General features: G+C 69.2%; 14 protein-coding genes and 1 pseudogene. 13 read left to right on the top strand and 2 right to left on the bottom strand.

All coding sequences use genetic code 11. The annotated features are described in order from the left end of the window. Positions 1-10: 10 nt before the first annotated feature. Positions 11-841 (bottom strand): LLM class flavin-dependent oxidoreductase, encoded by an 831-nt coding sequence (locus ACWC1K_RS04345; protein ID WP_450828738.1) that lies wholly within the window; start codon positions 839-841, stop codon positions 11-13. 614 nt (positions 842-1,455) lie between these two features. Here ACWC1K_RS04345 and ACWC1K_RS04340 point away from each other — a divergent pair. Genes ACWC1K_RS04340 through ACWC1K_RS04325 form a run of 4 tightly spaced genes read left to right on the top strand, consistent with a single transcriptional unit; the run spans position 1,456 to position 5,522 of the window. After that, positions 1,456-2,355: an ABC transporter permease gene (locus ACWC1K_RS04340; protein WP_450828737.1), complete on the top strand. Its 900-nt coding sequence runs from the start codon at positions 1,456-1,458 to the stop codon at positions 2,353-2,355. Next, the gene (locus tag ACWC1K_RS04335; RefSeq protein WP_450828736.1) at positions 2,352-3,083 is read left to right on the top strand and encodes an ABC transporter ATP-binding protein; all 732 of its coding nucleotides are present in this window, start codon (positions 2,352-2,354) and stop codon (positions 3,081-3,083) included. Before ACWC1K_RS04340 ends, ACWC1K_RS04335 begins: the two co-directional genes overlap by 4 nt. A gap of 58 nt (positions 3,084-3,141) precedes the next feature. After that, on the top strand, positions 3,142-4,197 hold the full coding sequence (locus ACWC1K_RS04330; RefSeq protein WP_450828735.1) for an aliphatic sulfonate ABC transporter substrate-binding protein: 1,056 nt from the start codon (positions 3,142-3,144) through the stop codon (positions 4,195-4,197). A gap of 38 nt (positions 4,198-4,235) precedes the next feature. Continuing rightward, positions 4,236-5,522 carry an LLM class flavin-dependent oxidoreductase gene (locus ACWC1K_RS04325; protein WP_450829036.1) on the top strand — a complete coding sequence of 429 codons (1,287 nt, stop codon included), beginning with the start codon at positions 4,236-4,238 and terminating at the stop codon, positions 5,520-5,522. A 76-nt stretch (positions 5,523-5,598) separates the two neighbouring features. Here the strand turns inward: ACWC1K_RS04325 and ACWC1K_RS04320 are convergent, their stop codons facing one another. Beyond that, on the bottom strand, positions 5,599-6,201 hold the full coding sequence (locus ACWC1K_RS04320) for a hypothetical protein (protein WP_450828734.1): 603 nt from the start codon (positions 6,199-6,201) through the stop codon (positions 5,599-5,601). Positions 6,202-6,730: 529 nt separating this feature from the next. Here ACWC1K_RS04320 and ACWC1K_RS04315 point away from each other — a divergent pair. The 9 genes and pseudogenes from ACWC1K_RS04315 (at position 6,731) to ACWC1K_RS04275 (ending at position 22,974) form a co-directional block, all read left to right on the top strand. Then, on the top strand, positions 6,731-8,227 hold the full coding sequence (locus ACWC1K_RS04315) for an arabinofuranosidase catalytic domain-containing protein (protein ID WP_450828733.1): 1,497 nt from the start codon (positions 6,731-6,733) through the stop codon (positions 8,225-8,227). Positions 8,228-8,298: 71 nt separating this feature from the next. Then, a complete protein-coding gene (locus tag ACWC1K_RS04310) occupies positions 8,299-10,749 on the top strand; it encodes an RICIN domain-containing protein (RefSeq protein ID WP_450828732.1) in 2,451 nt (816 codons plus the stop codon). Positions 10,750-10,811: 62 nt separating this feature from the next. Next, the gene (locus ACWC1K_RS04305; RefSeq protein WP_450828731.1) at positions 10,812-11,936 is read left to right on the top strand and encodes a ricin-type beta-trefoil lectin domain protein; all 1,125 of its coding nucleotides are present in this window, start codon (positions 10,812-10,814) and stop codon (positions 11,934-11,936) included. 80 nt (positions 11,937-12,016) lie between these two features. Next, positions 12,017-13,489, top strand: a pseudogene (locus tag ACWC1K_RS04300) (endo-1,4-beta-xylanase); the annotation flags it as partial. A 224-nt stretch (positions 13,490-13,713) separates the two neighbouring features. After that, a complete protein-coding gene (locus ACWC1K_RS04295; protein WP_450828730.1) occupies positions 13,714-15,177 on the top strand; it encodes an arabinofuranosidase catalytic domain-containing protein in 1,464 nt (487 codons plus the stop codon). A 48-nt stretch (positions 15,178-15,225) separates the two neighbouring features. Then, entirely contained in the window at positions 15,226-16,869 is a 1,644-nt protein-coding gene (locus tag ACWC1K_RS04290; protein WP_450828729.1) for a glycoside hydrolase family 27 protein, read from the top strand. A 136-nt stretch (positions 16,870-17,005) separates the two neighbouring features. Beyond that, positions 17,006-18,424, top strand: a complete 1,419-nt coding sequence (locus ACWC1K_RS04285) for an arabinofuranosidase catalytic domain-containing protein (RefSeq protein WP_450829035.1) — start codon at positions 17,006-17,008, stop codon at positions 18,422-18,424. 89 nt (positions 18,425-18,513) lie between these two features. After that, the gene (locus ACWC1K_RS04280) at positions 18,514-20,922 is read left to right on the top strand and encodes a ricin-type beta-trefoil lectin domain protein (protein ID WP_450828728.1); all 2,409 of its coding nucleotides are present in this window, start codon (positions 18,514-18,516) and stop codon (positions 20,920-20,922) included. Between the two features lie 69 nt (positions 20,923-20,991). Then, complete coding sequence (locus tag ACWC1K_RS04275; protein ID WP_450828727.1) at positions 20,992-22,974, top strand: alpha-L-fucosidase; 1,983 nt, start codon at positions 20,992-20,994, stop codon at positions 22,972-22,974. The last annotated feature ends 13 nt before the right edge of the window (positions 22,975-22,987 follow it).

The raw sequence follows: 22,987 nt of genomic DNA, 5'->3' as shown, positions 1-22,987 counted from the left end.
CAGCTTCGTGTCAGTCGTGTGTGGTGGCCTGCCGGTGGGCCGGTGCGGACCGGTGGGTGAGGGGTTCGCGCAGCCCCAGGGGGTCGCGGAGCGTGGTGCCGGTGTAGTCGGTGCGGTAGAGCCCGCGTTCCTGAAGCTCCGGGACGAGCAGGTCGACGATGTCTTCGAGGCCGTCGGGGATGAGGTACGGCGTGACGTTGAAGCCGTCGATCGCGCCGTGCCGTACGAAGTGGGCGAACTTGTCGGCCAGCCCTGACGGGGTGCCGACGTGGCCGCGCTGCGGGCCGAGCGCGATGACGGTCTCGCGCAGCGACCAGCCGTGGGCCTCCGCCTTCGCCCGCCACTCGGCCACCACCGCGCGCGGGTCGGCGATGCGCCGGGCGCCGAAGGAGCCGTCGTTCTCGCTGACGACCGGGTCCTCCTCGGGCAACGGCCCGTCGGCGTCGCGGTCGGACAGGTCGATGCCCCACAGCAGCCCGGCGATCCCCAACGCCGTGGCAGGGGTGACCTGTTGGAGGCGGATCCAGCGCTTCTTCTCCTGGGCCTCCGCCTCGGTGGCGCCGATGATGATCTCGGTGCCGGGCAGGATCCGCAGGTCGTCGTCGGGGCGGCCGGCGGCGCGCAGACGGGTGCGGATGTCCTCGGCGAAGGCCAGGGCGTCGTCGAAGTCGGTGCCGTGCGCGGAGAAGATGACGTCGGCGTTGCGGGCGGCGAGGTCGCGGCCCTCGCCGGAGTCACCGGCCTGGAAGATGACCGGGTGGCCCTGGGCGCTGCGCGGCAGGGTCGAACGCGAGGTCGACGTCGAACTGCGCCCCGCGGTGGCGTACTTGGCGTACGGCACCGGGCGTCGACCATTCCCGTGCCCGCGGAGCCGGCGACGGCTCCGTCAAGTCCTGACGTGCGCGCCAAAGGCAAGGAGCGATGCGTCCCGAAGCGGCGCGGAAGTTCTCGTGTCCGCAATGCAAGACTCGTCCGGGAAGTTATTGACCAACCTGGTGGAGCTCTGCTGAACTCCCGTTCCATGAACCCGCGCGTGGACCTGACCCGGCGGCGCCACATCGATCTGGCGCACGTCTCCAGCGCGTTTTGTTGTCGCTGACCCGGTAAGTGGTCCCCGGCGGCATCCGGTGAAGCCGTCCCGTGGGATCTTCGTACCCGCGTCCTGAGCGACTGCTTCTCCGGCCTCACCTCATGTCTCTCCTTCCCGGCTGAGGGCGAAGTGTCCGCGGCACGACGTGCCGTCCCGTAGTCGCCGGCTTTCGCTGCCCCGCGACCGCGGCTGCTGCCAAGTCCCCGAGTGATCGGCCACGAGTCGGTCTTCGCTTCCGCTCTTCACCCCTCAGCACCCAGCGGTGCGCCCGCTTCCTCCGAGAAGGGCCTCCCCATGCCTGTGTCCATCCGTAAGCTCACCGACCGCATCCGCGCGGTCACCGAAGACGTGCCGGCGGTGGCGCCATGACCGAGGTCCGCATCCCGGCCGCGGCTCTCGCCAAGCCCGCCCCGCCCGCCGAGACGACGACCGGCGCACGGCAACGCGAGGTGTTCCTGCCGAGCCACGCCCGCCGCCGGACGCCGCTCACCACACTGCGCGAGCGGCTGCGCTGGCCGCTGGGCATCTATACGACCCCGGTCGTGATCCTCATCGCCTGGGAGGTCCTCGCCCGCGCCGGAGTGCTGGCGAAGACCTACGCCCCGGCGCCGACCTCGATCGTGAAGGCCGCCGCCGACCTGTGGCAACAGGGCGTCCTCGGACCGGACTTGGCCATCTCGCTGCAGCGGGCCGGCATCGGACTCGCGATCGGTCTGACAGTGGGCGTCGTCACCGGCGTGCTCGGCGGGCTGCTGCGCAGCGGTGAGTTCCTGTTCAACGGCGTCGTGCAGGTGCTCAACACGATCCCCCTTCTCGCGGTGCTGCCGCTGATGATCGTGTGGTTCGGCATCGACGAGCTCACGAAGGTGCTGCTGATCTCCTTCGGCGCCGGTGTCCCCATGTATCTCAACCTGTTCGCCGCGATCCGGGGCGTCGACCAGCGGCTGATCGAGATGGCGCGCACGACCGGCGCCGGCCGCTGGCGCCTGGTGACCCGCGTGCTGGTGCCGGGGGCGCTGCCGGGGTTCCTGGTCGGCCTGCGGTTCTCCCTCGCGTACAGCGTCCTGGGTCTTGTCGCCGCCGAAACCGTCAACGCGGACAAGGGACTTGGCTTCCTCATCACCCAGGGGCAGACGTACCTCCAGACCAACCAGGTCTTCGTGGGGCTGGTGATCTACTCGCTCCTCGGTCTGCTCGCCGATCAGTTCGTCCGGGCTCTCGAGCGGGTGCTGCTGCGGTGGCGACCCAGTTATGAGGCGTCATGAGCAGCACAGTCGCGACCGAGCCGCGCCGGCAGACCGGAGTCCTCGTCGAGCAGGTGGTCCGTCGATTCGGTGACCGGGTGGTGCTCGACCACCTTGATCTCACCGTCGCCGACGAGGAGTTGGTGATCCTGCTCGGTCCCTCGGGCTGCGGCAAGAGCACCCTGCTGCGGCTGCTCGCCGGACTCGACCGGCCCGACGGAGGCCGGGTGGAGGTCCCGGCCCGGCGTGCGATCGTCTTCCAGGCCGACCGGCTGCTGCCGTGGCAGCGCGTCCTGCGCAACGTCACCCTCGGCCTGCGCGGACCGGACGCGGAACAACGTGCCCGCGACGTGCTCGCCGAGGTCGGACTCGCGGGCCGGGAGAAGGCCTGGCCCAAGGAGCTCTCCGGCGGCGAGGCCCAGCGCGTGTCCCTCGCGCGGGCCCTGGTCTCGGAGCCCGAACTCGTGCTGCTCGACGAGCCGTTCGCGGCCCTCGACGCCATCACCCGGCTGCGCATGCACGACCTCGTACGGGCCCTGCGCACCAAGCACCACGCCGCCATGCTGCTCGTCACCCACGACGTCGACGAGGCCATCGCGCTCGCCGACCGGATCCTCGTCATGAGCGACGGCCGTATCGGCACCTCGCACCTCGTCGAGCTGTCGGCCGCCGACCGCGAGGCGAGCCTCGCCCGCGAGGAGCTGCGCGCCGCACTCCTGAACGACCTCGGCCTGGCCAACCAGCACTGAACCCCGTCCCCGCCACCCCCCGACTTCCTCCGCCACAGCACAGAAAGCGTGATCAGCCATGCCCGGAACATCCTCCCGACTCGTCGGCGCCCTCAGCGTGTTCGCCCTCATGGGCACCCTCGCCGCCTGCGGAGGGGAGTCACAGGCGGCGACCCCGCTCGCCGACGCCGGCGGATCGAGCGCCGACAGCCACCCCGAGTGGAAGAACTACACCTTCACCATCGGCGACAACGGCGGTGACGGCAGCGAGGAACTCGCCAAGATCACCGGTGTCTTCGACAACGCGCCGTACAAGGTGAAGTTCGCCCGCTTCACCTACGGTCCGCCGCTCGTCCAGGCGGCCGCCTCCGGCGACATCGACCTCGGCAGCGTCGGCGACGTCCCGCCGATCACCGGCGCCGCGAAGGAGTACGGCTTCAAGGTCGTCGCCGTCAACCGCTCCCTCACGCCCACCCAGTCCAGCGAGAACATCATCGTGCCCAAGGGCTCCAAGCTGAAGACGCTGGGGGACCTCAAGGGCAAGAAGATCGCCGTCCCGCAGGGCAGTTCGGCCCACGGCCTGGCCCTGAACGCCCTCAAGAGCGTCGGCCTCACCCCCAAGGACGTGCACCTGGTCTTCCTCGACCCGGCGGCCGGCGCCACCGCCTTCAACACCGGCAAGGTGGACGCCTGGTCGATCTGGAACCCCCAGTCCGCGATCGCGGTCAAGAACGGCGCCCGCATCCTGGCGAAGGGCCTCCCGCCCATCGACCAGACCAGCAGCTACTACGTCGCCGGCGAGAAGTCCCTGAACGACAAGACCAAGCGGGCCGCCCTCACGGACGTACTCAAGCGGCTGGCCCACGAGTTCGCCTGGGCGATCAAGCACGAGGACAAGTACGCGGAGGCCATCTCCAAGGAGGAGGGCATCCCCCTCGCCGACGCCAAGGCGTCCCTGAAGGCCTTCGAGACCCGGGTGACCCCGGTGGAGAAGTCGGACATCGCGGCCGAGCAGAAGCTCGCCGACGCCTTCCTGGAGGCGGGCCAGATCACCAAGACGGTCGACGTCGCGTCCATCACCGACAACCTCCTCCCGGCCGGCTACGACAGCTCGAAGCTGGAGGCAGGTCAGTGAGCGGCACCGGACGCACCCTTCACCTGAACGCCTTCCTCATGGAGGCGGGCCACCACGAGGCCGCCTGGCGGCTCCCGCACAGCAACCCGCGGGCCGACTTCGACCTCCAGCACTGGATCGGCCTGGCCCGGCTCGCCGAGAGCGCCAAGTTCGACTCCCTGTTCCTGGCCGACGGCCCGGCCCTCATCGGTACCGGCGAGTTCCGGCCGCCGGGCCAGCTCGAACCGCTCACCCTGCTGACGGCGCTGTCCCAGGCGACCAGCAGGATCGGCCTCATCGCCACCGTGTCGTCCACGTACAACGAGCCGTACAACCTGGCCCGCCGCCTCGCCTCCGTCGACCATGTCAGCGGCGGCCGGGCCGGCTGGAACATCGTCACCTCGGCGGGCGCCGACGAGGCCGCCAACTTCGGTCTCGTCGACCGCCCCGCCCACGCCGAACGCTACGCCCGCGCCGACGAGTTCCTGCACGTCGCCAAGGCGCTGTGGGACAGCTGGGAGTCCGAGGCCGTCGTGGCCGACAAGGCGACCGGGCGCTATGCCGACCCGTCCCGGCTGCACCGGCCCGACCACCGGGGCAGGTACTTCTCGGTGGCCGGACCCCTCAACGTCGAGCGCCCGCCGCAGGGTTACCCGCTGCTCGTCCAGGCCGGCTCCTCCGAGGACGGCAAGGACTTCGCGGCCCGGCACGCCGAGGCGATCTTCACCGCCCACCGGACCTATGAGCGCGCGGCCGACTTCTACGCCGACATCAAGGCCAGGACCAGGGCCGCCGGACGTGACCCGGACGGTGTGATCGTGCTTCCGGGCATCGTCCCCTACATCGGCTCGACCGAGGCCGAAGCCAGGGCACTGGCCAAGGAGTTCGACGAACTGCGCATCCCGGAGTACGGGCTGCGGCAGCTCGCCGCCGTCTTCGAGACCGAGCCGTCGGTCTTCGAACTCGACGCGCCGCTGCCGGACTTCATCCTCGCCCGCCCCAAGCTGGAGGGCTCACAGAGCCGTTCCGACCTGATCATCGAGCTCGCGGTGCGCGAGGAGCTGACGGTGCGTCAGATCATTTCGCGACTCGGCGGTGGCCGCGGGCACTTCGAGTTCATCGGCACGCCGGAGCAGGTGGCCGACGCGATCATCAGCTGGTTCGAGGGCGGTGCCGCGGACGGCTTCAACATCATGGCCCCGGCGTTGCCGTCCGGACTGGAGGCGTTCATCGAGCACGTCCTGCCGATCCTGCGCGGCAAGGGCCTGTTCCGGGAGGAGTACGAGGGCACGACCCTGCGCGAGCACTACGGGCTGCCGGTCCCGGCGAACCAGTTCCACACCTGACCGGGCCTCCACGAGCGCCCCGCTCACGACTCCCGCCGCTGCCACCACCCGCAGCGGCGGGAGTCCGCCGACGTCTTCAGTACCCCCTGGAGTCCGGTGCGGGCGGAAGTCCTCGGCCCAGGTCCTGGCCGCCACTGCGGTGAGGGAGAAGTCGCACGGCGCCCGCAGGCCGGTGTCCGCCGGCGCGCGCTGGATGCCGGGCAGGGCGGCCCGCGACGAGTTCCGGGGATCGACTGATCAGAGCCACCCGGCGGTGCCCCGGATCGTCGCGGTGCCGCACGCAGTGCCGGACCAGGCCCACGTCATCGACGTCGATCCAGGACATCTGCCGGTCGCCGGCCGTGTGCCCGATGCCGACGAAGGGCGGCCCGGCCTCCTGCAACCGGCCCACGCGAGCCTCCTCCACGCGGATCTCCATCAGGATGACACCGTCCACGCGGCCTTTTGAGACCAACCGCTCGAAGGAACGGTCGTGGTCCCGGCCCGAGGGGGACAGCACCACATCCAGGCCGACCCGGGCGGCGGCGTCGACCGCGCTCGCGACGAAGTCCAGTCGCCTGTGGGTGAGCCTGTCGCGGGCCGGCGGGATGGCGAGACCGAGGCCGGGTTCCTGATCGAAGGTCAGCGGAGACTGCAAGGGCGCGTACCCCTGGGCGTTGAGCGAATCGATGCCGCGCAAGCGCTTCGACGAATGTCGGACCGGCGGTGGCCGGGGGCAACGGCGTGCCGTGAGGCGGAGGCGGCTCCGGTACGCGGGTCCAAGCCTTGCCGCCTTGGCGGGCGCCTGTCCCCAACCCGCTCTCCAGCGCCCCGACATGGCCGCAGTTTCCCTGTTCACCGGCATGGCGGCGGTCATCCGGACGATCAGGGAGCGGTCGTCGGGCACACGCGCGTGGCCCGCGGCGTGCCGTCCCCCCACCCTCACACCGCAACTTTTCGAGGCTGCCGACAGCTTGCGCACCGCAGGAATCCGCTGTCGAATCGATTCGCGACAAGGTTAACGGCAGGTTGCCCCCCACCCTTGACAGACCTGTGAAACCGGGAGCACCGTCTCCCCCCGAAACCTCTCCGCAACCCCACTGCAACAACGGCTCGTTCAAGCGCATCGGCAGTCGCATGCGCCCCCCCAACAACCCGATCGGGTTGCGCCGGCACGGTAGGGAGATCAGATGGGAACCACACGTACGAGATATCGAACGCTGTTCGGCATGGATGGTCTCCAGCGGTTACTCGAGCCGGCACGCTCGGCCCGCGCCCGGTGGAAGACCCTCGCCCGGGCCGGGGCCGCGGCCGCGCTCGTCGCCGGTACTCTGGCGGCGGCCACGGCCGGCACGGCCCGGGCCGCCACGTCCGGGCCCTGCGACATCTATGCCTCGGGCGGGACGCCCTGCGTGGCGGCGCACAGCACGACACGAGCGCTGTACGCCTCGTACAACGGGCCGCTCTACCAGGTCCGCCGCGCCTCGGACAACACCGCGAGGAACATCGGCGTCCTCAGCGCGGGCGGATACGCCGACGCCGCCGCCCAGGACTCGTTCTGCTCGGGCACGACCTGTCTCATCACCGTCATCTACGACCAGTCCGGCCGTGGCAACAACCTCACCCAGGCGCCCGGCGGCGGTGCGGCGGGCGGCCCCGACAACCTGGCGAACGCGACCGCCGCGCCCACGACGGTGGGAGGTCACAAGGCCTACGGCGTCTTCGTGGCGCCCGGCACGGGCTACCGCAACAACCACACCAACGGCATCGCGACCGGGGACAACCCCGAGGGCATGTACGCGATCTTCGACGGCACGCACTACAACGGCGGCTGCTGCTTCGACTACGGCAATGCCGAGACGGACAGCAACGACGACGGCAACGGCACCATGGAGGCCATCTACTTCGGCAACATCAAGGTCTGGGGCTACGGTTCGGGCAACGGCCCCTGGATCATGGCCGACCTGGAGAACGGCCTGTTCTCCGGGGTGAACCAGCACTACAACGCCAATGATCCGACCATCAACTACCGCTACACGACCGCCATCGTCAAGGGCGGCCCCAACCACTGGGCGATCCGCGGCGGCAACGCCCAGTCGGGCAACCTGTCCACGTTCTACGACGGAGTGCGCCCCAATGTCGCGGGCTACAACCCGATGCGCAAGCAGGGGGCCATCATCCTGGGCATCGGCGGCGACAACAGCAAGGGCGCCCAAGGCACCTTCTACGAGGGCGTGATGACCTCCGGCTACCCGTCGGACGCCACCGAGAACGCGGTCCAGGCCAACATCACCGCGGCCGGATACAGCAACGCCTCCTCCGGCGGGACGGGCACCGGCGCGCTGCACGCGGTGGGCGCGGGCAAGTGCCTGGACGTGCCGAACTCGTCCACCACGGCCGGTACCCAGCCGCAGATCTGGGACTGCAACGGCGCCGCCAACCAGACCTGGACCCGTACGTCCTCGGGCCAACTGACGGTGTACAGCGGCAGCAGCCAGATGTGCCTGGACGCCTACAACAACCAGACGTCCGCCGGCACCAAGGTGGTGACCTGGCCGTGCAACGGCGGCGCGAACCAGCAGTGGCAGGTGAACTCCGACGGCACCGTCACCGGCACCCAGTCCGGACTCTGCCTCGACGTCACCGGCGCCTCCACGGCCAACGGCGCCCTGGCCGAACTCTGGACGTGCAACGGTCAGTCCAACCAGCAGTGGAGTCTCAACTGAACCGAACGGCTCTTTCCCGTGGCCGGCCGACGCCCGGCCACGGGCCCATGCGCCCCCACTGGAGGATGACGATGTCCGGAGCCAGAGCGCTCCACGGCCTCTGGGCCGCCCCGTTGGTCCTGCTCGCCCTACTGGCCCAGGGCCTGGCCGCGACCGGGGCCGCTCACGCCGTACCCGCCGAGCGCCAAGTGCGGGCCGCCGCGCTGTATGTGGCGCCGGGTGCGGCTCCAGGCGGGAACGGCACCGCCGAGCAGCCGTTCGCCACGATCGAGCAGGCGCAGCAGCCCGCGCACCGGCTGTCGGCCGACGCGGACGTCGTGGTGCTGCTGGCCGGTGGCACCTACCGGCTGTCGAAGCCACTGACCTTCGGCTCCGGCGACGGCGGGCAGAACGGACACACCATCACCTACCAGGCCATGGCCGGGCAGCAGCCGGTCGTGAGCGGCGCCCAGCAGCTATCTGGTTGGCAGGTGCATGATCAAAACAGCAATATCTGGTCGGTCCACGTCGGCACCGGAGTGAACACACGTCAGCTGTACGTGAACGGCAAGCAGGCACCGCGGGCGGCGATCCAGGTGCCCCGCTCCGGCTTCACCTTCACGCAGACCGGACTGACGATCACCGACTCCTCCCTCGACTACCTGGCCGGCCTCTCGGACCAGAGGCACATGGAAGTCGAGAGCATCAACTCCTTCACCGACCGCTACGCGCCGGTCCAGTCGATCAGCGGCAGAACGATCACCATGCAGCAGCCCGCGTGGAACAACAACTCCTGGGGCTACGACACCATCAACGCGCCGTTCGCCGGCGGGACGATGTACCTCGAGAACAACTACGCGTTCCTCAAGCAGGCCGGACAGTGGTACCTCGACTCGTCCGCCGGCGACCTCTACTACCGGGCCCAGCCCGGGCAGAACCCGAACAGCCTCGACGTCGAACTGCCCCGGCTGCAGAGCCTGCTCGGCATCAGCGGCAGCTACGACTCACCGGCGAAGGGCCTCGCGTTCACGGGCATCCGCTTCACCGGAACCTCCTGGCTCGGCCCGAGCGGACCCGACGGCTACGCGGACCAGCAGAGCGGCGCGCACATCACCGGTGCCTACCCGATGCCCGCCAACTGGCTGAGCACCTGCAAGTCGGGGTGCACGCAGTTCGAGGCCACCCGTAACCACTGGGTGCAGATGCCCGCGGCCGTACAGGTCTCCGCCGCAGCCGGCATCACCTTCTCCGGCAACACGTTCTCCGAACTCGGCCAGTCCGGACTGGGCGTGGGCAACGACGGTGCCGCCACCGCCTCCGGCACCGGACTCGGCGCGAGCGGCATCACCGTCACCGGGAACACCTTCACCGACCTCGCCGGCAGCGGCATCCAGGTCGGCGGCATCCAGCCGGACGCACACCACCCCGGCAACCCGCAGATGACCAACCGGGACATCACCGTCAGCAACAACAAGGTCAGCGGGGTGGGCACCGACTACAAGGAGACCGCGGGCATCCTGTCCACCTACGTCACCAACGCGACGATCACCCACAACCAGTGCGACCACCTGCCCTACGACGGGATCGACATCGGCTGGGGCTGGGGGATCAACGACCCGGGCGGCAGCCAGGACTACGTCAACCGGGGCACGTACACCTACCAGCCCGTCTACAGCACTCCCACGACGCTGAAGAACAACACCGTCTCGCACAACCTGGTCTTCGACACCAAGAACGCGATGTTCGACGGCGGCAGCATCTACAGCCTGTCGGCGAGTCCCGGCTCGGTGATCTCCGAGAACTACATGTACGACAACAACCGCACCACCGCGCTGTACCTGGACGAGGGCTCCCGCTACCTGAAGGTGTCCGGCAACGTGGTGCAGGACGCAGGCAACTGGGCGCTCACCAACGCCAACGCGAACAACCACACCGACGACAGCACCTTCTCCGGCAACTGGTACAACGGCGGCAACACCTATGTGGCCACCGGTCCTCCGCACAACAACGTCCTCACCGGCAACGTCCAGGTCAGCGGCACCGACTGGCCGCAGGGCGCGAGGCAGGTCATCCAGCAGGCGGGCGTGCAGTCTTCGGACGGTGGTGACGGCTTCCCCACCGGCTACCACCAGTTGGTGATCGGCAACAACGGCCTGTGCCTCGACGTGTACGGCAACTCCAGCAGCGCGGGCACCGCGATCGACCAGTGGACCTGCAACGGGCAGAGCAACCAGCAGTTCGAGTTCGTGCCGGCCTCGGGCGGTTACGGGCAGCTGCGGGCGCAGCACTCCGGACAGGTCGTCGCGGTGTCGGGCGGCTCCACGACCGCCGGTACGCCCGACATCGTGCAGCAGGCCTCGGACGGGGCGGCCGCCGGCCTGTGGCTGCCGGTACGGCAGTCCGACGGCTCGTACTCCTTCCAGAACAAGAACAGCGGCCTGTGCCTCGACGCCTACGGCGGCGGCAGCAACCTCGGCCAGCAGCTCGACCAGTGGCCCTGCAAGAACACGGCCGGCAGCAACCAGGACTTCACTCCCCGCTGAAACTCCCCACCGACCACTCACGTTCATCCCCACCCACTGTCCCGCACCAGTGAGGAACGCCGATGAAGAGATACTCGATCGCCCTGGCCGCCGCGCTGACCGCCGCCCTCGGCGTCGGAACCGCGTTGCCCGCGACAGCAGCCACCAGGTCGGCCGCCGCCGCGCCCACCGCCCTGCGGCTGATGCCGCTGGGCGACTCCATCACCTGGGGTGTGGGCAGCCCGTCCGGGAACAGCTACCGGAGCTTCCTGGGGAACCAACTCGCGGCCGAGGGCCACTCGTTGGACTTCGTGGGCTCGGGCCGCAACGGCACTATGTCCGACCCGGACAACGAGGGCCACTCCGGCTGGCGGATCGACCAGATCGCGGGCATCGCGGACTCCGTGCTGGCTCGTTACCGCCCCAACGTGATCACCCTGGAGATCGGCACGAACGATCTCAACGGCAACTATCAGATACCGACCGCCCCTGACCGCATGCGCTCGCTGATCGACCAGATCACCCGCGCCGCACCCGACGCGACCGTCCTCGTCGGCACGGTGATCGTCTCCACCAGCGGCAGCGAGGAGCCCAACAGGCCTGCCTTCAACGCCAAGTTGCCCGGAATCGTCCAAGCCGCGCAGGACGCCGGGAAGCACGTACGCCTGGTGGACATGAGCGCGCTGGCGCCCGCGGATCTGTCCGACGCCCTGCACCCGAACGACAACGGGTTCCGCAAGATGGCCGACGCCTTCAACGCCGGGGTCCAGGCCGCGGACGCCGCAGGCTGGATCAAGCCGCCGGTCTCCGTGGGCCAGCCGGTGCGCTCAGGGATCGCGGGGAAGTGCCTGGACGTCAACGGCGGCAACAGCGCCAACGGGACCGCCGCGCAGATCTGGTCCTGCAACGGCGCCGACGCGCAGCAATGGTCCGCACGCTCGGACGGCACCTTGCGGGCGCTCGGGAAGTGCCTGGACGCCACGGGCGGCAGTACCGCCAACGGCACCAAGATCGTGATCTGGGACTGCAACGGCGGCGGCAACCAGCAATGGCAGGCGTACAACGGCGGTTACCGCAACCCGGCCTCCGGCCGCTGTCTCGACGACCCCGGCGCGTCTGCCACCGACGGTACGCAACTGGTCCTGTGGGACTGCAACGGCCAGGCCAACCAGCAGTGGACCGCGCTGCCGGTCAGCTCGGCCTTGTGACCGGCCCGACTCGCGCCTTCGGCACCGGCTTGTGGTCGGTGTCCCTCTCCCTCCCCCGCACCCAAGGAGAACGATCCGTCATGTTCTGGCTCAACGCAGAGCCCCGTCCGCGCAAGGCCCTGGCCCTGGCGGCAGTAGTGGCAGTCGGCACGGCACTGGCCCTGGTCGGCCCGGCGAGCCCCGCCGCGCATGCCGCATCCAGCACGCTGGGCGCGGCCGCGGCCGACAGCGGCCGCTACTTCGGCACGGCCGTGGCAGCCGGGAAGCTGGGCGACTCGACGTACTCCACGATTCTCGACCGGGAGTTCAACATGATCACCCCGGAGAACGAGATGAAGTGGGACACCACCGAACCCTCCCGCGGCACCTTCAACTTCGGCCCCGCCGACCAGATCGTGGGCCACGCCACCGCGCACGGACAGCGGATGCGCGGCCATACGCTCGTCTGGCACTCCCAACTGCCCGGCTGGGTCAGTTCCATCAGGGACGCGAACACCCTGCGCAGCGTGATGAACAACCACATCACCACCGAGATGAACCACTACAAGGGCAAGATCTACGCCTGGGACGTGGTCAATGAGGCGTTCGCCGACAACGGCAGCGGCCAGCAGCGCAGTTCGGTGTTCCACGACGTGCTGGGCAACGGCTTCATCGAGGAGGCCTTCCGCACCGCCCGTAACGTCGACCCGGCGGCCAAGCTCTGTTACAACGACTACAACATCGAGAACTGGACCGACGCCAAGACCCAGGGCGTCTACACCATGGTCAAGGACTTCAAGTCCCGCGGTGTGCCCATCGACTGCGTCGGCTTCCAGTCCCACTTCGGCACCGGCGGCCCGCCGTCGAGCTTCCAGACCACCCTGTCGAACTTCGCCGCCCTCGGCGTGGACGTCCAGATCACCGAACTGGACATCGCGCAGGCGCCGGCAAGCGCCTACGCGAACACCGTCAAGGCGTGCATGAACGTCGCCCGCTGCACCGGCATCACCGTATGGGGCATTCGCGACAGCGACTCCTGGCGCACCGGTGAGAACCCGCTGCTGTTCGACAACAACGGCAACAAGAAGGCCGCCTACGACGCGGCCCTGACCGCGCTGGGCGGCGGCACCGGGAACCCCGGCGGCGGCATCGTCTCGGGCCAGGTGTACCAGGTGAGTGTGGCCTCCGCGGGGCGGGTGCTGGACGTGCCGAGCGGGCAGACCGGGAACGGCACGCCGGTGCAGGTCTGGGACGCCAATGGGAGCGCCGCGAACCAGCAGTGGCGGGCCAACCAGAACAGCGACGGCTCGTACACGCTGACCAACATCGCCAGTGGTCGGGTGCTGGACGAGCCCGGTGGCCAGACCGGCAACGGCACGCGGCTGACGATCTGGGACAGCAACGGCGGTGCGAACCAGCACTGGCGGGCGAGCCGTAACGGCGATGGTTCCTACACCCTGACCAACGTCGCCTCCGGCCGGGCACTGGAGGTTCCGGCCGGACAGAACGGCAACGGTAGCCCCGTCCAGATCTGGGACTCCAACGGAGGAGCCAACCAGCACTGGAGCTTCAGGTGAGGTGATCGGCGCCCGGTCAGGGCACCCGGAACGGACATCCGCGCCCGGCACGGCGGCCGCCGCCGGACGCGGGTTCCGGCATGCCCTCATAGCGGTCTGACCAGCGAAAAACATGGGATGGATCAGCCGTCGAGTCGGCCTGTCGACTCTATTGACAGGGTCATTGCCCTATGGGACACCTATGCGACATGGGATGTCTGAGGGTTCTCTGTGGATACGCCGTGAGTCGCCGGCCACGCTTGTCGGCCGCCCTCGTATGCGTCGTCGCGCTACTCGCCCTGTCGCTCACGACCGTGCCGACGTGGTCGGCGTCGGCGGCCCCCCTGGTGAGCTCGGCGTCGGGGCGGTGCCTGGACGTCAAGGGCAATGCCGACACGCCGGGAACGACGCTGGAGATCTGGGACTGCAACGAACAGGTCAACCAGGCGTTCGAGTTCACCTCGGCGGGCGAGCTGAGGACGATGAACGGCACCCGGTGCGTGGACGCCTACGACGACCGGACGGCTCCGGGAAGCCCGGTGGTCATCCGGGCGTGCGACGGGCGGGCGACCCAGGTGTGGCGGCAGAACTCCGACGGTTCCGTCACCGGTGTCCGGTCCGGTTTCTGCCTGGACGTCAGCGGAGCCGGTACGGCCAACGGCACCGCGGTCATCCTGTGGACCTGCAACGGCCAGAGCAACCAGAAGTGGAGCATCTCGACCACTCCGCCCCCGCCCGGCGGATCCGGTCCGTGCGACATCTACGCCGCGGGCGGCACCCCGTGCGTGGCCGCACACAGCACCGTGCGGGCGCTCTACGGTTCGTACGACGGTTCCCTCTACCAGGTCAGGCGCGCCTCGGACAACGCGACCAGGGACATCGGCGTGCTGACGCGTGGGGGCTTCGCCGACGCGGCGGCGCAGGACTCGTTCTGCGCGGGCACCTCGTGTGTGATCACGGTCGTCCGTGACCAGTCCGGGCACGGCAACGACCTGTGGTACCAGGGATCGGCCCAGGTCCCGGGATCGGCCCAGAGCAGTCCCGCGAAGGCGACCTCCGAGTCGCTGACCGCCGGCGGCACCAAGGCGTACTCGCTGTACATCAACCCCGGGAACAGCTACTGGCGGGACGGTCACCTCACGGGCGTGCCGACCGGTGCCGCACCCGAAGGGGCGTACATGGTGACCAGCGGCACCCACGTCAACAACGGCTGCTGCTTCGACTACGGCAACAGCGAGACCACCCGGAAGGCCGACGCCGCCGGCGCGATGGACGCGATCAACTTCGGCACCCAGTGCTGGTTCGGCGGCTGCCAGGGAAGCGGTCCCTGGGTGCAGGCCGATCTCGAATGGGGCCTGTACTCCGGCGGCAGCCAGTCCTGGAACACCAACCAGCGGGCGTTCGCGAACAAGTTCGTCACCGCGATGCTGAAGAACAACGGCACGTCGAGGTTCGCCCTCAAGGGCGGCAACGCCCAGTCCGGCGGCCTGACCACCCTCTGGGACGGCTCACTCCCCGGCGGATACAGCCCCATGAAGAAACAAGGGGCCATCGTCCTGGGCAGCGGCGGCGACTGCTGCAAGCCCGGCGGCGGCGCCAACCTCAGCGCCGGCACCTTCTACGAAGGAGCCGTGGTCGCCGGCTATCCCTCCGACGCGACCGACAACGCGGTGCAGGCCAACGTCACCGCCGCCGGCTACCGCTGAACTCCTCTCATCTCCCCAACCCGGTTCAGGAGTCGATGACTTATGCCCATGACCACTGCGCGAACGCGGCGCCTTCGGCCGTTCCCCCCGCTGCTGTCCCTGCGCAGAACCCTGGCGCTGATCTTCTCGGCCGTGCTGTTCGCGGTGGCCGCCCCTCTCGTCTCCCTCGGCACGGCGCAGCCCGCCGCCGCACTGGGCAACGGACTCGCCCCCACCCCGCAGATGGGCTTCAACGACTGGAACGCGTACGGCTGCAACGTCTCCGAGTCGCTGATCAAGTCCACCGCCCAGGCGATGCACACCAACGGCATGCAGGCGGCGGGCTATTCGTACGTCAACATCGACGACTGCTGGATGACCCACAACCGGGACTCCGGCGGCCGCCTGGTGCCGGACCCGGCCAAGTTCCCCGACGGCATCAAGGGCACCGCGGACTATGTGCACTCGCTGGGGCTGAAGCTGGGGATCTACGAGGACGCCGGCACCGCGACCTGCGCGGGATACCCGGGCAGCCTCGGACACGAGACCACGGACGCGCAGTCCTTCGCGGCGTGGGGCGTCGACTACCTGAAGTACGACAACTGCAACAACACCGGCGTGTCCGCACGGACCCGGTACACCGCGATGCGGGACGCCCTGGCGGCCACCGGCCGGCCGATCCTCTACAGCCTGTGCAACTGGGGCCAGGAGAACGTGTGGACCTGGGGCGCGGACGTGGGCAACAGCTGGCGCACCACCGGTGACATCACCGCCGACTACTCCAGCATGCTGTCGATCTTCCACAGCAACGTGGGACTGGCCTCCTATGCCGGGCCCGGTCACTGGAACGACCCGGACATGCTGGAGGTCGGCAACGGCTCGCTGACGGTCACGGAGAGCCGCAGTGAGTTCAGTCTGTGGGCGGAGATGGCCGCGCCGCTGATCGCGGGCACCAACATCTCCCAGGCCAGTGCGGACACCCTTACCACCCTGACCAACTCCCGGGTGATCGCGGTCGACCAGGACCCCCTCGGCAAACAGGGCACCATGGTGTCGTCCTCGGGCGGCCTTGATGTGCTGGCGAAGCCGCTGGCGAACGGGGACGTGTCCGTGGCGCTGTTCAACGAGACGGGGTCGACCGCGACCATCACCACCACCGCGGCCGCGATCGGCAAGACCGGGGCGTCCAGCTACACCCTCACCGACCTGTGGTCGGGCGCGTCCTCGACCACCTCGGGCACGATCAGCGCACGGGTGCCGGCCCACGGCACCGTGATGTACCGGGTCGCCGGCGGCACCAGCGGCGGCGGCACCAGCGTGACCGGTGCGGTGCACGCGGTGGGCGCCGGCAAGTGCCTGGACGTACCGAACTCCACCACGACAGCCGGCACCCAGGTGGAGATCTGGAGCTGCAACGGCGGCGCCAACCAGACCTGGACGCACACCACCTCCAACCAGCTCACCGTCTACTCCGGCAGCTCCCAGATGTGCCTGGACGCCTACAACAACCAGACCACGCCCGGGACGAAGGTGGAGATCTGGAACTGCAACGGCCAGACCAACCAGCAGTGGACGCTGAACGCCGACGGCACGATCACGGGCGTCCAGTCCGCCCTTTGCCTGGGCGTCACCGGAGGGTCCACGGCCGACGGCGCCCTGACCGAGCTGGAGACCTGCAACGGCAGCAGCAGTCAGCGGTGGACGCTGGGCTGACTTCCCACACCCACGGTCACCGGCAGCTTCAGTGCAGCAGCGCGACGACACCGCGACAGAGGAGGTTTCCGTGCTCCCCTCAGCAACCCACCACCGGAGAAGGCGGTTTCCCGTCCTGCTCCTGGTCGCCCTGGCGATGGCCCTGGCCGTGTTCGGCGCACCGGCGCCCGTGTCCGCGGCGGACGTGTCGCTACCGTGCGACATCTACGCCGCGGGCGGTACGCCCTGCGTGACGGCGCACTCCACGACCAGGGCGCTCTTCGCCTCGTACAACGGGCCGCTGTACCAGATCCAGCGGTCCTCCGATCACGGCTACCGCGACATCGGGGTGCTCGGCGCGGGCGGATACGCGGACGCCGCGTCCCAGGTGTCGTACTGCCGGGGCACGTCGTGCACGATCACGAAGATCTACGACCAGACCACCAGGCACAACGACCTGCCGATCTCCTGGGGCGGCTACTGGAAGGGCCCCGGCCCGAACGGGTCCGACGTCGGAGCGGACGCCATGGCCCTGCCGGTGACCGCGGCCGGCCACCAGGTCTTCGGGGTCAAGGTCACCCCCGGCGTCGGCTACCGGATCGACCACGCGAACGGCGTGCCCACCGGATCCCAGCCCGAAGGCATCTACATGGTGACCTCGTCGAACTACACCAACCAGTGGTGCTGCTTCGACTACGGCAGCGGCGAGAACTCCCACACCGACACCGGCAACGCCACCATGAACGCCATCTACTGGGGCAACGCCTGCTGGTTCGGGGGCTGCACCGGAAGCGGCCCCTGGGTCGAGGCCGACCTGGAGAACGGCATGTTCCACACCAACACCGGCTCCAACAAGGACCCGAACAACCCTGGTGTGCACTACCCGTTCGTCAGCGCGTGGCTGAAGAACAACGGCACCAGCAACTTCACTCTCAAGTACGGCAACGGCACGAGCGGCGGCCTGACCACCACCTTCTCCGGTCCTCTGCCGAACGGCTACTCACCGATGAAGGTCGACAGCTCGGTCCTGCTCGGCACCGGCGGAGACAACAGTCCCAACGGCGTGGGTGAGTTCTTCGAAGGCGCGATGACGGCGGGCTACCCCTCCGACGCCACCGAGAACGCCGTCCAGGCCGCCGTCACCGCCGCCGGCTACGGGGTGGGAAGCGGCGGCGGTGGCACCACCGGTGCGCTGCACGCGGTGGGCGCGGGCCGCTGCCTGGAGGTGCCGGGCGGGTCCACGACGCCGGGTACGCAGACCCAGATCCGGGACTGCACCGGCGCCGCGAACCAGACCTGGTCCCAGACCGCCGCCCACGAACTGACGGTCGACTCCGGCGGCAGCCGGCTGTGCCTGGACGCCTCCGGGCAGGGCACCAGCCCCGGCACCAAGGCCATCACCTGGACCTGCAACGGCCAGAGCAACCAGCAGTGGACGCTGAACGCCAACGGCACCGTCACCAGCGTCCCGTCGGGCCTGTGCCTGGACGTCACGGGCGCCGCCACCGCCAACGGCACCCCCGTAGAACTGTGGACCTGCAACGGCCAGTCCAACCAGCAATGGTCACTCAACTGACCCGGTGAGTCCCGGAACCGGCCCGGGCCGGCACGCGCGCCGCGGTACCCCATCGCTCCTCGCTGATCGACCTGTGAAAGGAACCCACCGTGTCAGCATTCAGACGGCTGTTACGGCGCCTGCGTGTCCCGACAGCCGTGCTCGCGGGCCTCCTCCTGGCCGCCGCCGGCCTCGTGAGCACGGCCGCCACGCCGGCCCAGGCCGCCACCTCCCTCACGATCAACGGCGCGTCCGGCGGCCGGACCTTCGACGGCGTCGGCGCGATCAGCGGCGGGGGCGGCAACAGCAGACTCCTGATCGACTATCCCGAGCCCCAGCGCGGCCAGATCCTCGACTACCTGTTCAAGCCCGGCTACGGCGCCTCCCTCCAGATCCTCAAAGCGGAGATCGGCGGTGACACCAACTCCACCTCGGGCGCCGAGCCCAGTCACCAGCACACCCGGTCCGACCTGAACTGCGACCGTGGCTACGAGTGGTGGCTGATGGAGCAGGCCAAGGCACGCAACCCCGACATCAAGCTGTACGGGCTGGCCTGGGGCGCGCCCGGCTGGATCGGCGGCGGGAACTTCTGGTCCACGGACATGGTCAACTACCTGGTCTCGTGGCTGGGCTGCGCCAAGCAGCACGGGCTGAGCGTCGACTACCTCGGCGGATGGAACGAGCGGGGCTACAACGTCTCCTGGTACCAGCAGTTGCGCTCCGCGCTCAACAGCAACGGCTACGGCAACGTGAAGATCGTCGCGGCCGACTCGGACTGGGCCGTGGCGAACGACATCAACTCCAACCCGGCGTTCGCCTCCGCGGTCAGCGCCATCGGCACGCACTATCCCTGTGGCTACCGGTCCTCCCAGTCCAACTGCTCGGTACCGTCGGCCGCCACCTCGTCCGGCAAGCAGCTGTGGGCGAGCGAGAACGGCTCGGACGACTACAACGGGGGAGCGCAGGCCATGGCCCGCGGCATCAACCGCGGATACATCGACGGACGCATGACCGCGTACCTCAACTGGCCGGTGGTCGCCGCCCTCACACCCAACCTGCCGTACCCCACGATGGGTCTCGCCCTGGCCTCGCAGCCGTGGTCGGGGGCGTACTCGATCGGCAAGAACACCTGGGTGATGGCGCACACCAGCCAGTTCACCGCGCCGGGGTGGCACTACCTGGACGCCTCCAGCGGCTACATCGGCGGCAACCGCAACAACGGCAGCTACGTCTCGCTGAAGTCCACCGACAACTCCGACTACTCCACGGTCATCGAGACGATGGACGCCGGCAGTGCCCAGACACTGAACATCAACGTCACCGGGGGGCTGTCCACCGGAACCGTCCACGTCTGGTCCACCGACGTCAGCTCCGGCAACCCGGCCGACCACTTCGTGCACACCACGGACATCACCCCGTCCGGCGGCGGTTTCAGTCTCACCGTCCAGCCCGGCCACCTGTACACCCTGACCACCACGACCGGACAGGGCAAGGGCACCGCCACCGGCCCCGCCAAGAGCGCGATGAAGCTGCCGTACGGCGACTCCTTCGACGGCAATGCCACCGGCACCGAGGCCAAGTACCTCATGGACTGGCAGGGCGCCTTCGAGACGGTGGGTTGCGGGGGCGGCCGCAGCGGCAAGTGCGTGCGCCAGATGAGCCCGCAGAAGCCGATCACCTGGGACTCGCTGACCGATCCGCACGCCCTGCTCGGCGATGTGAGCTGGGGCAACTACACGGTCTCCTCGGACGTGCTGCTCGAACAGCCCGGATACGTCGAGCTGATCGGCCGTGCGGGAGGGCACGACTACGACCGCACGGGAGGGCAGAACGCCTACCGCCTGCGGGTGAGCGACACCGGGGCCTGGTCGATCCTGAGCACGAACACCGGCGGCACCGTCTCCACCCTGGCCCGCGGCACGATCGCGGCGCTGGGCACCAACCGGTGGCACACCCTGGGCCTCACCTTCTCCGGCACCACCATCACCGCCGTCATCGACGGTGCCACGGCCGGATCCGTGAACGACAGCACCTGGGCGACCGGGCAGATCGGCTACGGGACCAGCCAGGGCGAGACGGCGCAGTTCGACAACCTGTCCGTCACCCCCGGCAGCGGCGGGAACGACGGCGGTACGACCGGCACGATCGTCTCAGTCGCCTCCGGCCGCTGCGCGGACGTGCCGAACCAGTCGCACACCGCCGGCACCCAGGTGGCGCTGTGGGACTGCAACGGCGGCAGCAACCAGCAGTGGACGAACACCTCCTCCGGTGAGCTGCGGGTCTACGGCAGCGACTGCCTGGACGCCGCCGGCCAGGGCACCAGCCCCGGCACCAAGGTGGACATCTGGGACTGCAACGGCGGCAGCAACCAGAAATGGACGCTGCACGCCGACGGCACGATCACGGGTGTCCAGTCCGGCCTGTGCCTCGACGCCACCGGCGCGGGCACGGCCAACGGCACCCCGCTGCAGCTGTGGACCTGCAACGGCAGCGGCAACCAGAAGTGGACGCGCGACTGACCCAGGTGACCGGCTGACGATCACCGACTCCCGCACCACCTCCGTCATCCCCCCGAGAGGCACCCATCCATGTCCTCCTCCCCCCTGCCGCTCAGCCGGCGCCGGCTGCTGGCGGCGGCCGGCGCGGCCACGGCCTTCGGCCTGCTGCGGTTCGCCCCCGAGGCCGCCGCGACCGACGGCCCCGCGAGCTACACCCCGAGCTGGTCCTCCGTGGACCAGCACCCGCCGGCCCCGGCCTGGTTCCAGGACGCCAAGTTCGGCATCTACTACCACTGGGGCGTCTTCAGCGTCCCCGCCTTCGGGAACGAGTGGTATCCGCGCAACATGTACATCGGCGGCTCGGCCGAGAACCAGCACCACATCGCCACCTACGGCGACCCCTCGGCCTGGCCGTACCACAACTTCATCGACGGTGCCCGCGACAAGGCCGGCAACCAGGTGCAGTTCGCCCCCAAACTCGCCTCCCAGGGCGGCAACTGGGACCCGGACGCCTGGGCACGGCTGTTCAAGGCCGCGGGCGCCAGATTCGCCGGCCCGGTCGCCGAGCACCACGACGGCTTCTCCATGTGGAACAGCCGCGCCAACCCGTGGAACTCGGTCCAGCACGGCCCCCGGATCGACCTCGTGGGGCTGCACGCGCAGGCCATCCGCGGGCAGGGGCTGAAGTTCATGGCCTCGCTGCACCACGCCTACCACTTCAACGGCTTCTACGACCATGTGCCGAACCAGTCGGACCCGACGCTGCGCATCCTCTACGGCCAGCAGGGCTCGGCCGCGGAGAACAAGCTCTGGTACGACAAGCTGGCCGAGGTCATCGACGGCTACCAGCCGGACCTGGTCTGGCAGGACTTCGACCTGAACCTGGTGCAGGAGTCCTACCGGCTCCAGTTCCTCGCGCACTACTACAACCAGGCCGTCGCGTGGAACAAGGACGTGGTCGCGACCTACAAGGACGGCCTCGACAACAAGGGTGAGGTCTTCGACTTCGAGCGCGGCGGCCCCGCAGGACTGCTCACCCCCTACTGGCTGACCGACGACAGCATCTCCTCCTCCAGCTGGTGCTACACGGTCGGCATCGGCTACTACTCGACGCAGGCCCTGCTGCACTCGCTGATCGACCGGGTCAGCAAGGGCGGCACCATGCTGCTGAACATCGCCCCGATGGCCGACGGCACCATCCCCTCCGGGCAGCAGTCGATCCTGCTCGCCATGGGCGACTGGCTCGGCCGCTTCGGAGAGGCCGTCTACGGCACCCGCTCCTGGGCCAGTTACGGCGAGGGCCCCACCAAGATGGGCGGCGGCTCGTTCAGCGGACCGGTGGCCGGCAAACCGCAGGACGTCCGGTTCACGCGCAGCCGGGACAACAAGGTGCTCTACGCCACCGCCCTGGGCTGGCAGGGCGGCACGATGACCATCACGACGCTGAACTCGAACCAGATCAACCTCAGCAGCCTGACCGGCGCCAAACTGCTGGGCAACACCGCCGGCACCTACATCGACCTGCCCGCACCCACACAGGACGCCTCCGGCCTGCACCTCACCATGCCCTCGGCCAACCCGCCGTTCAACGCCCTTGCGTACACGGTCAAGTTCACCTTCTCCGGTGAGATCCCCGTCCTGGGCGCGCCGGGCGGCTCCACGACCTGGGTGAAGATCGCCAATGTCACCAGCGGGCTGGTGCTGGACAGCGGAGGCAACGTCGCCGCGGGATCCAACCTCAAGCAGTGGAACTACGACGGCAGCACCAACCTGCAGTGGCAGCTGATCGACCTCGGCAACGGCTACTACCGGATCATGAACCGCACCAACGGCATGGCCGCCGACAGCTGGGGCAACACCGCCAACGGCGCTCCCGCCCGCCAGGAGGCCTGGAACGGCGGCAACAACCAGCAGTGGTCGCTCAGCAGCCTCGGCAACAACCGCTACCAGATCGTCAACCGTGGCACCGGCACCGCCCTCGACGGCAGCGGCAGCACCACGAACGGCTCGACCACGGTGCTGTGGACGCCGAACTCCAGCACCAACAACGAATGGACCATCACCGCCGTCTGAATCCGACCATGGA

This window comes from Streptomyces sp. NPDC001492 (assembly GCF_053597275.1).
The sequence above is the reverse complement of the archived record's forward strand: the minus strand, read 5'-3'. Positions and strand labels throughout refer to the sequence as shown.

What these genes read in the sequence shown, in the direction of transcription:
- ACWC1K_RS04340 (WP_450828737.1), top strand. Translation starts at nt 1,456, where the DNA reads ATGACCGAGGTCCGCATCCCGGCCGCGGCTCTCGCCAAGCCCGCCCCG.
- ACWC1K_RS04335 (WP_450828736.1), top strand. Translation starts at nt 2,352, where the DNA reads ATGAGCAGCACAGTCGCGACCGAGCCGCGCCGGCAGACCGGAGTCCTC.
- ACWC1K_RS04330 (WP_450828735.1), top strand. Translation starts at nt 3,142, where the DNA reads ATGCCCGGAACATCCTCCCGACTCGTCGGCGCCCTCAGCGTGTTCGCC.
- ACWC1K_RS04325 (WP_450829036.1), top strand. Translation starts at nt 4,236, where the DNA reads ATGGAGGCGGGCCACCACGAGGCCGCCTGGCGGCTCCCGCACAGCAAC.
- ACWC1K_RS04315 (WP_450828733.1), top strand. Translation starts at nt 6,731, where the DNA reads ATGGATGGTCTCCAGCGGTTACTCGAGCCGGCACGCTCGGCCCGCGCC.
- ACWC1K_RS04310 (WP_450828732.1), top strand. Translation starts at nt 8,299, where the DNA reads ATGTCCGGAGCCAGAGCGCTCCACGGCCTCTGGGCCGCCCCGTTGGTC.
- ACWC1K_RS04305 (WP_450828731.1), top strand. Translation starts at nt 10,812, where the DNA reads ATGAAGAGATACTCGATCGCCCTGGCCGCCGCGCTGACCGCCGCCCTC.
- ACWC1K_RS04290 (WP_450828729.1), top strand. Translation starts at nt 15,226, where the DNA reads ATGACCACTGCGCGAACGCGGCGCCTTCGGCCGTTCCCCCCGCTGCTG.
- ACWC1K_RS04285 (WP_450829035.1), top strand. Translation starts at nt 17,006, where the DNA reads ATGGCCCTGGCCGTGTTCGGCGCACCGGCGCCCGTGTCCGCGGCGGAC.
- ACWC1K_RS04275 (WP_450828727.1), top strand. Translation starts at nt 20,992, where the DNA reads ATGTCCTCCTCCCCCCTGCCGCTCAGCCGGCGCCGGCTGCTGGCGGCG.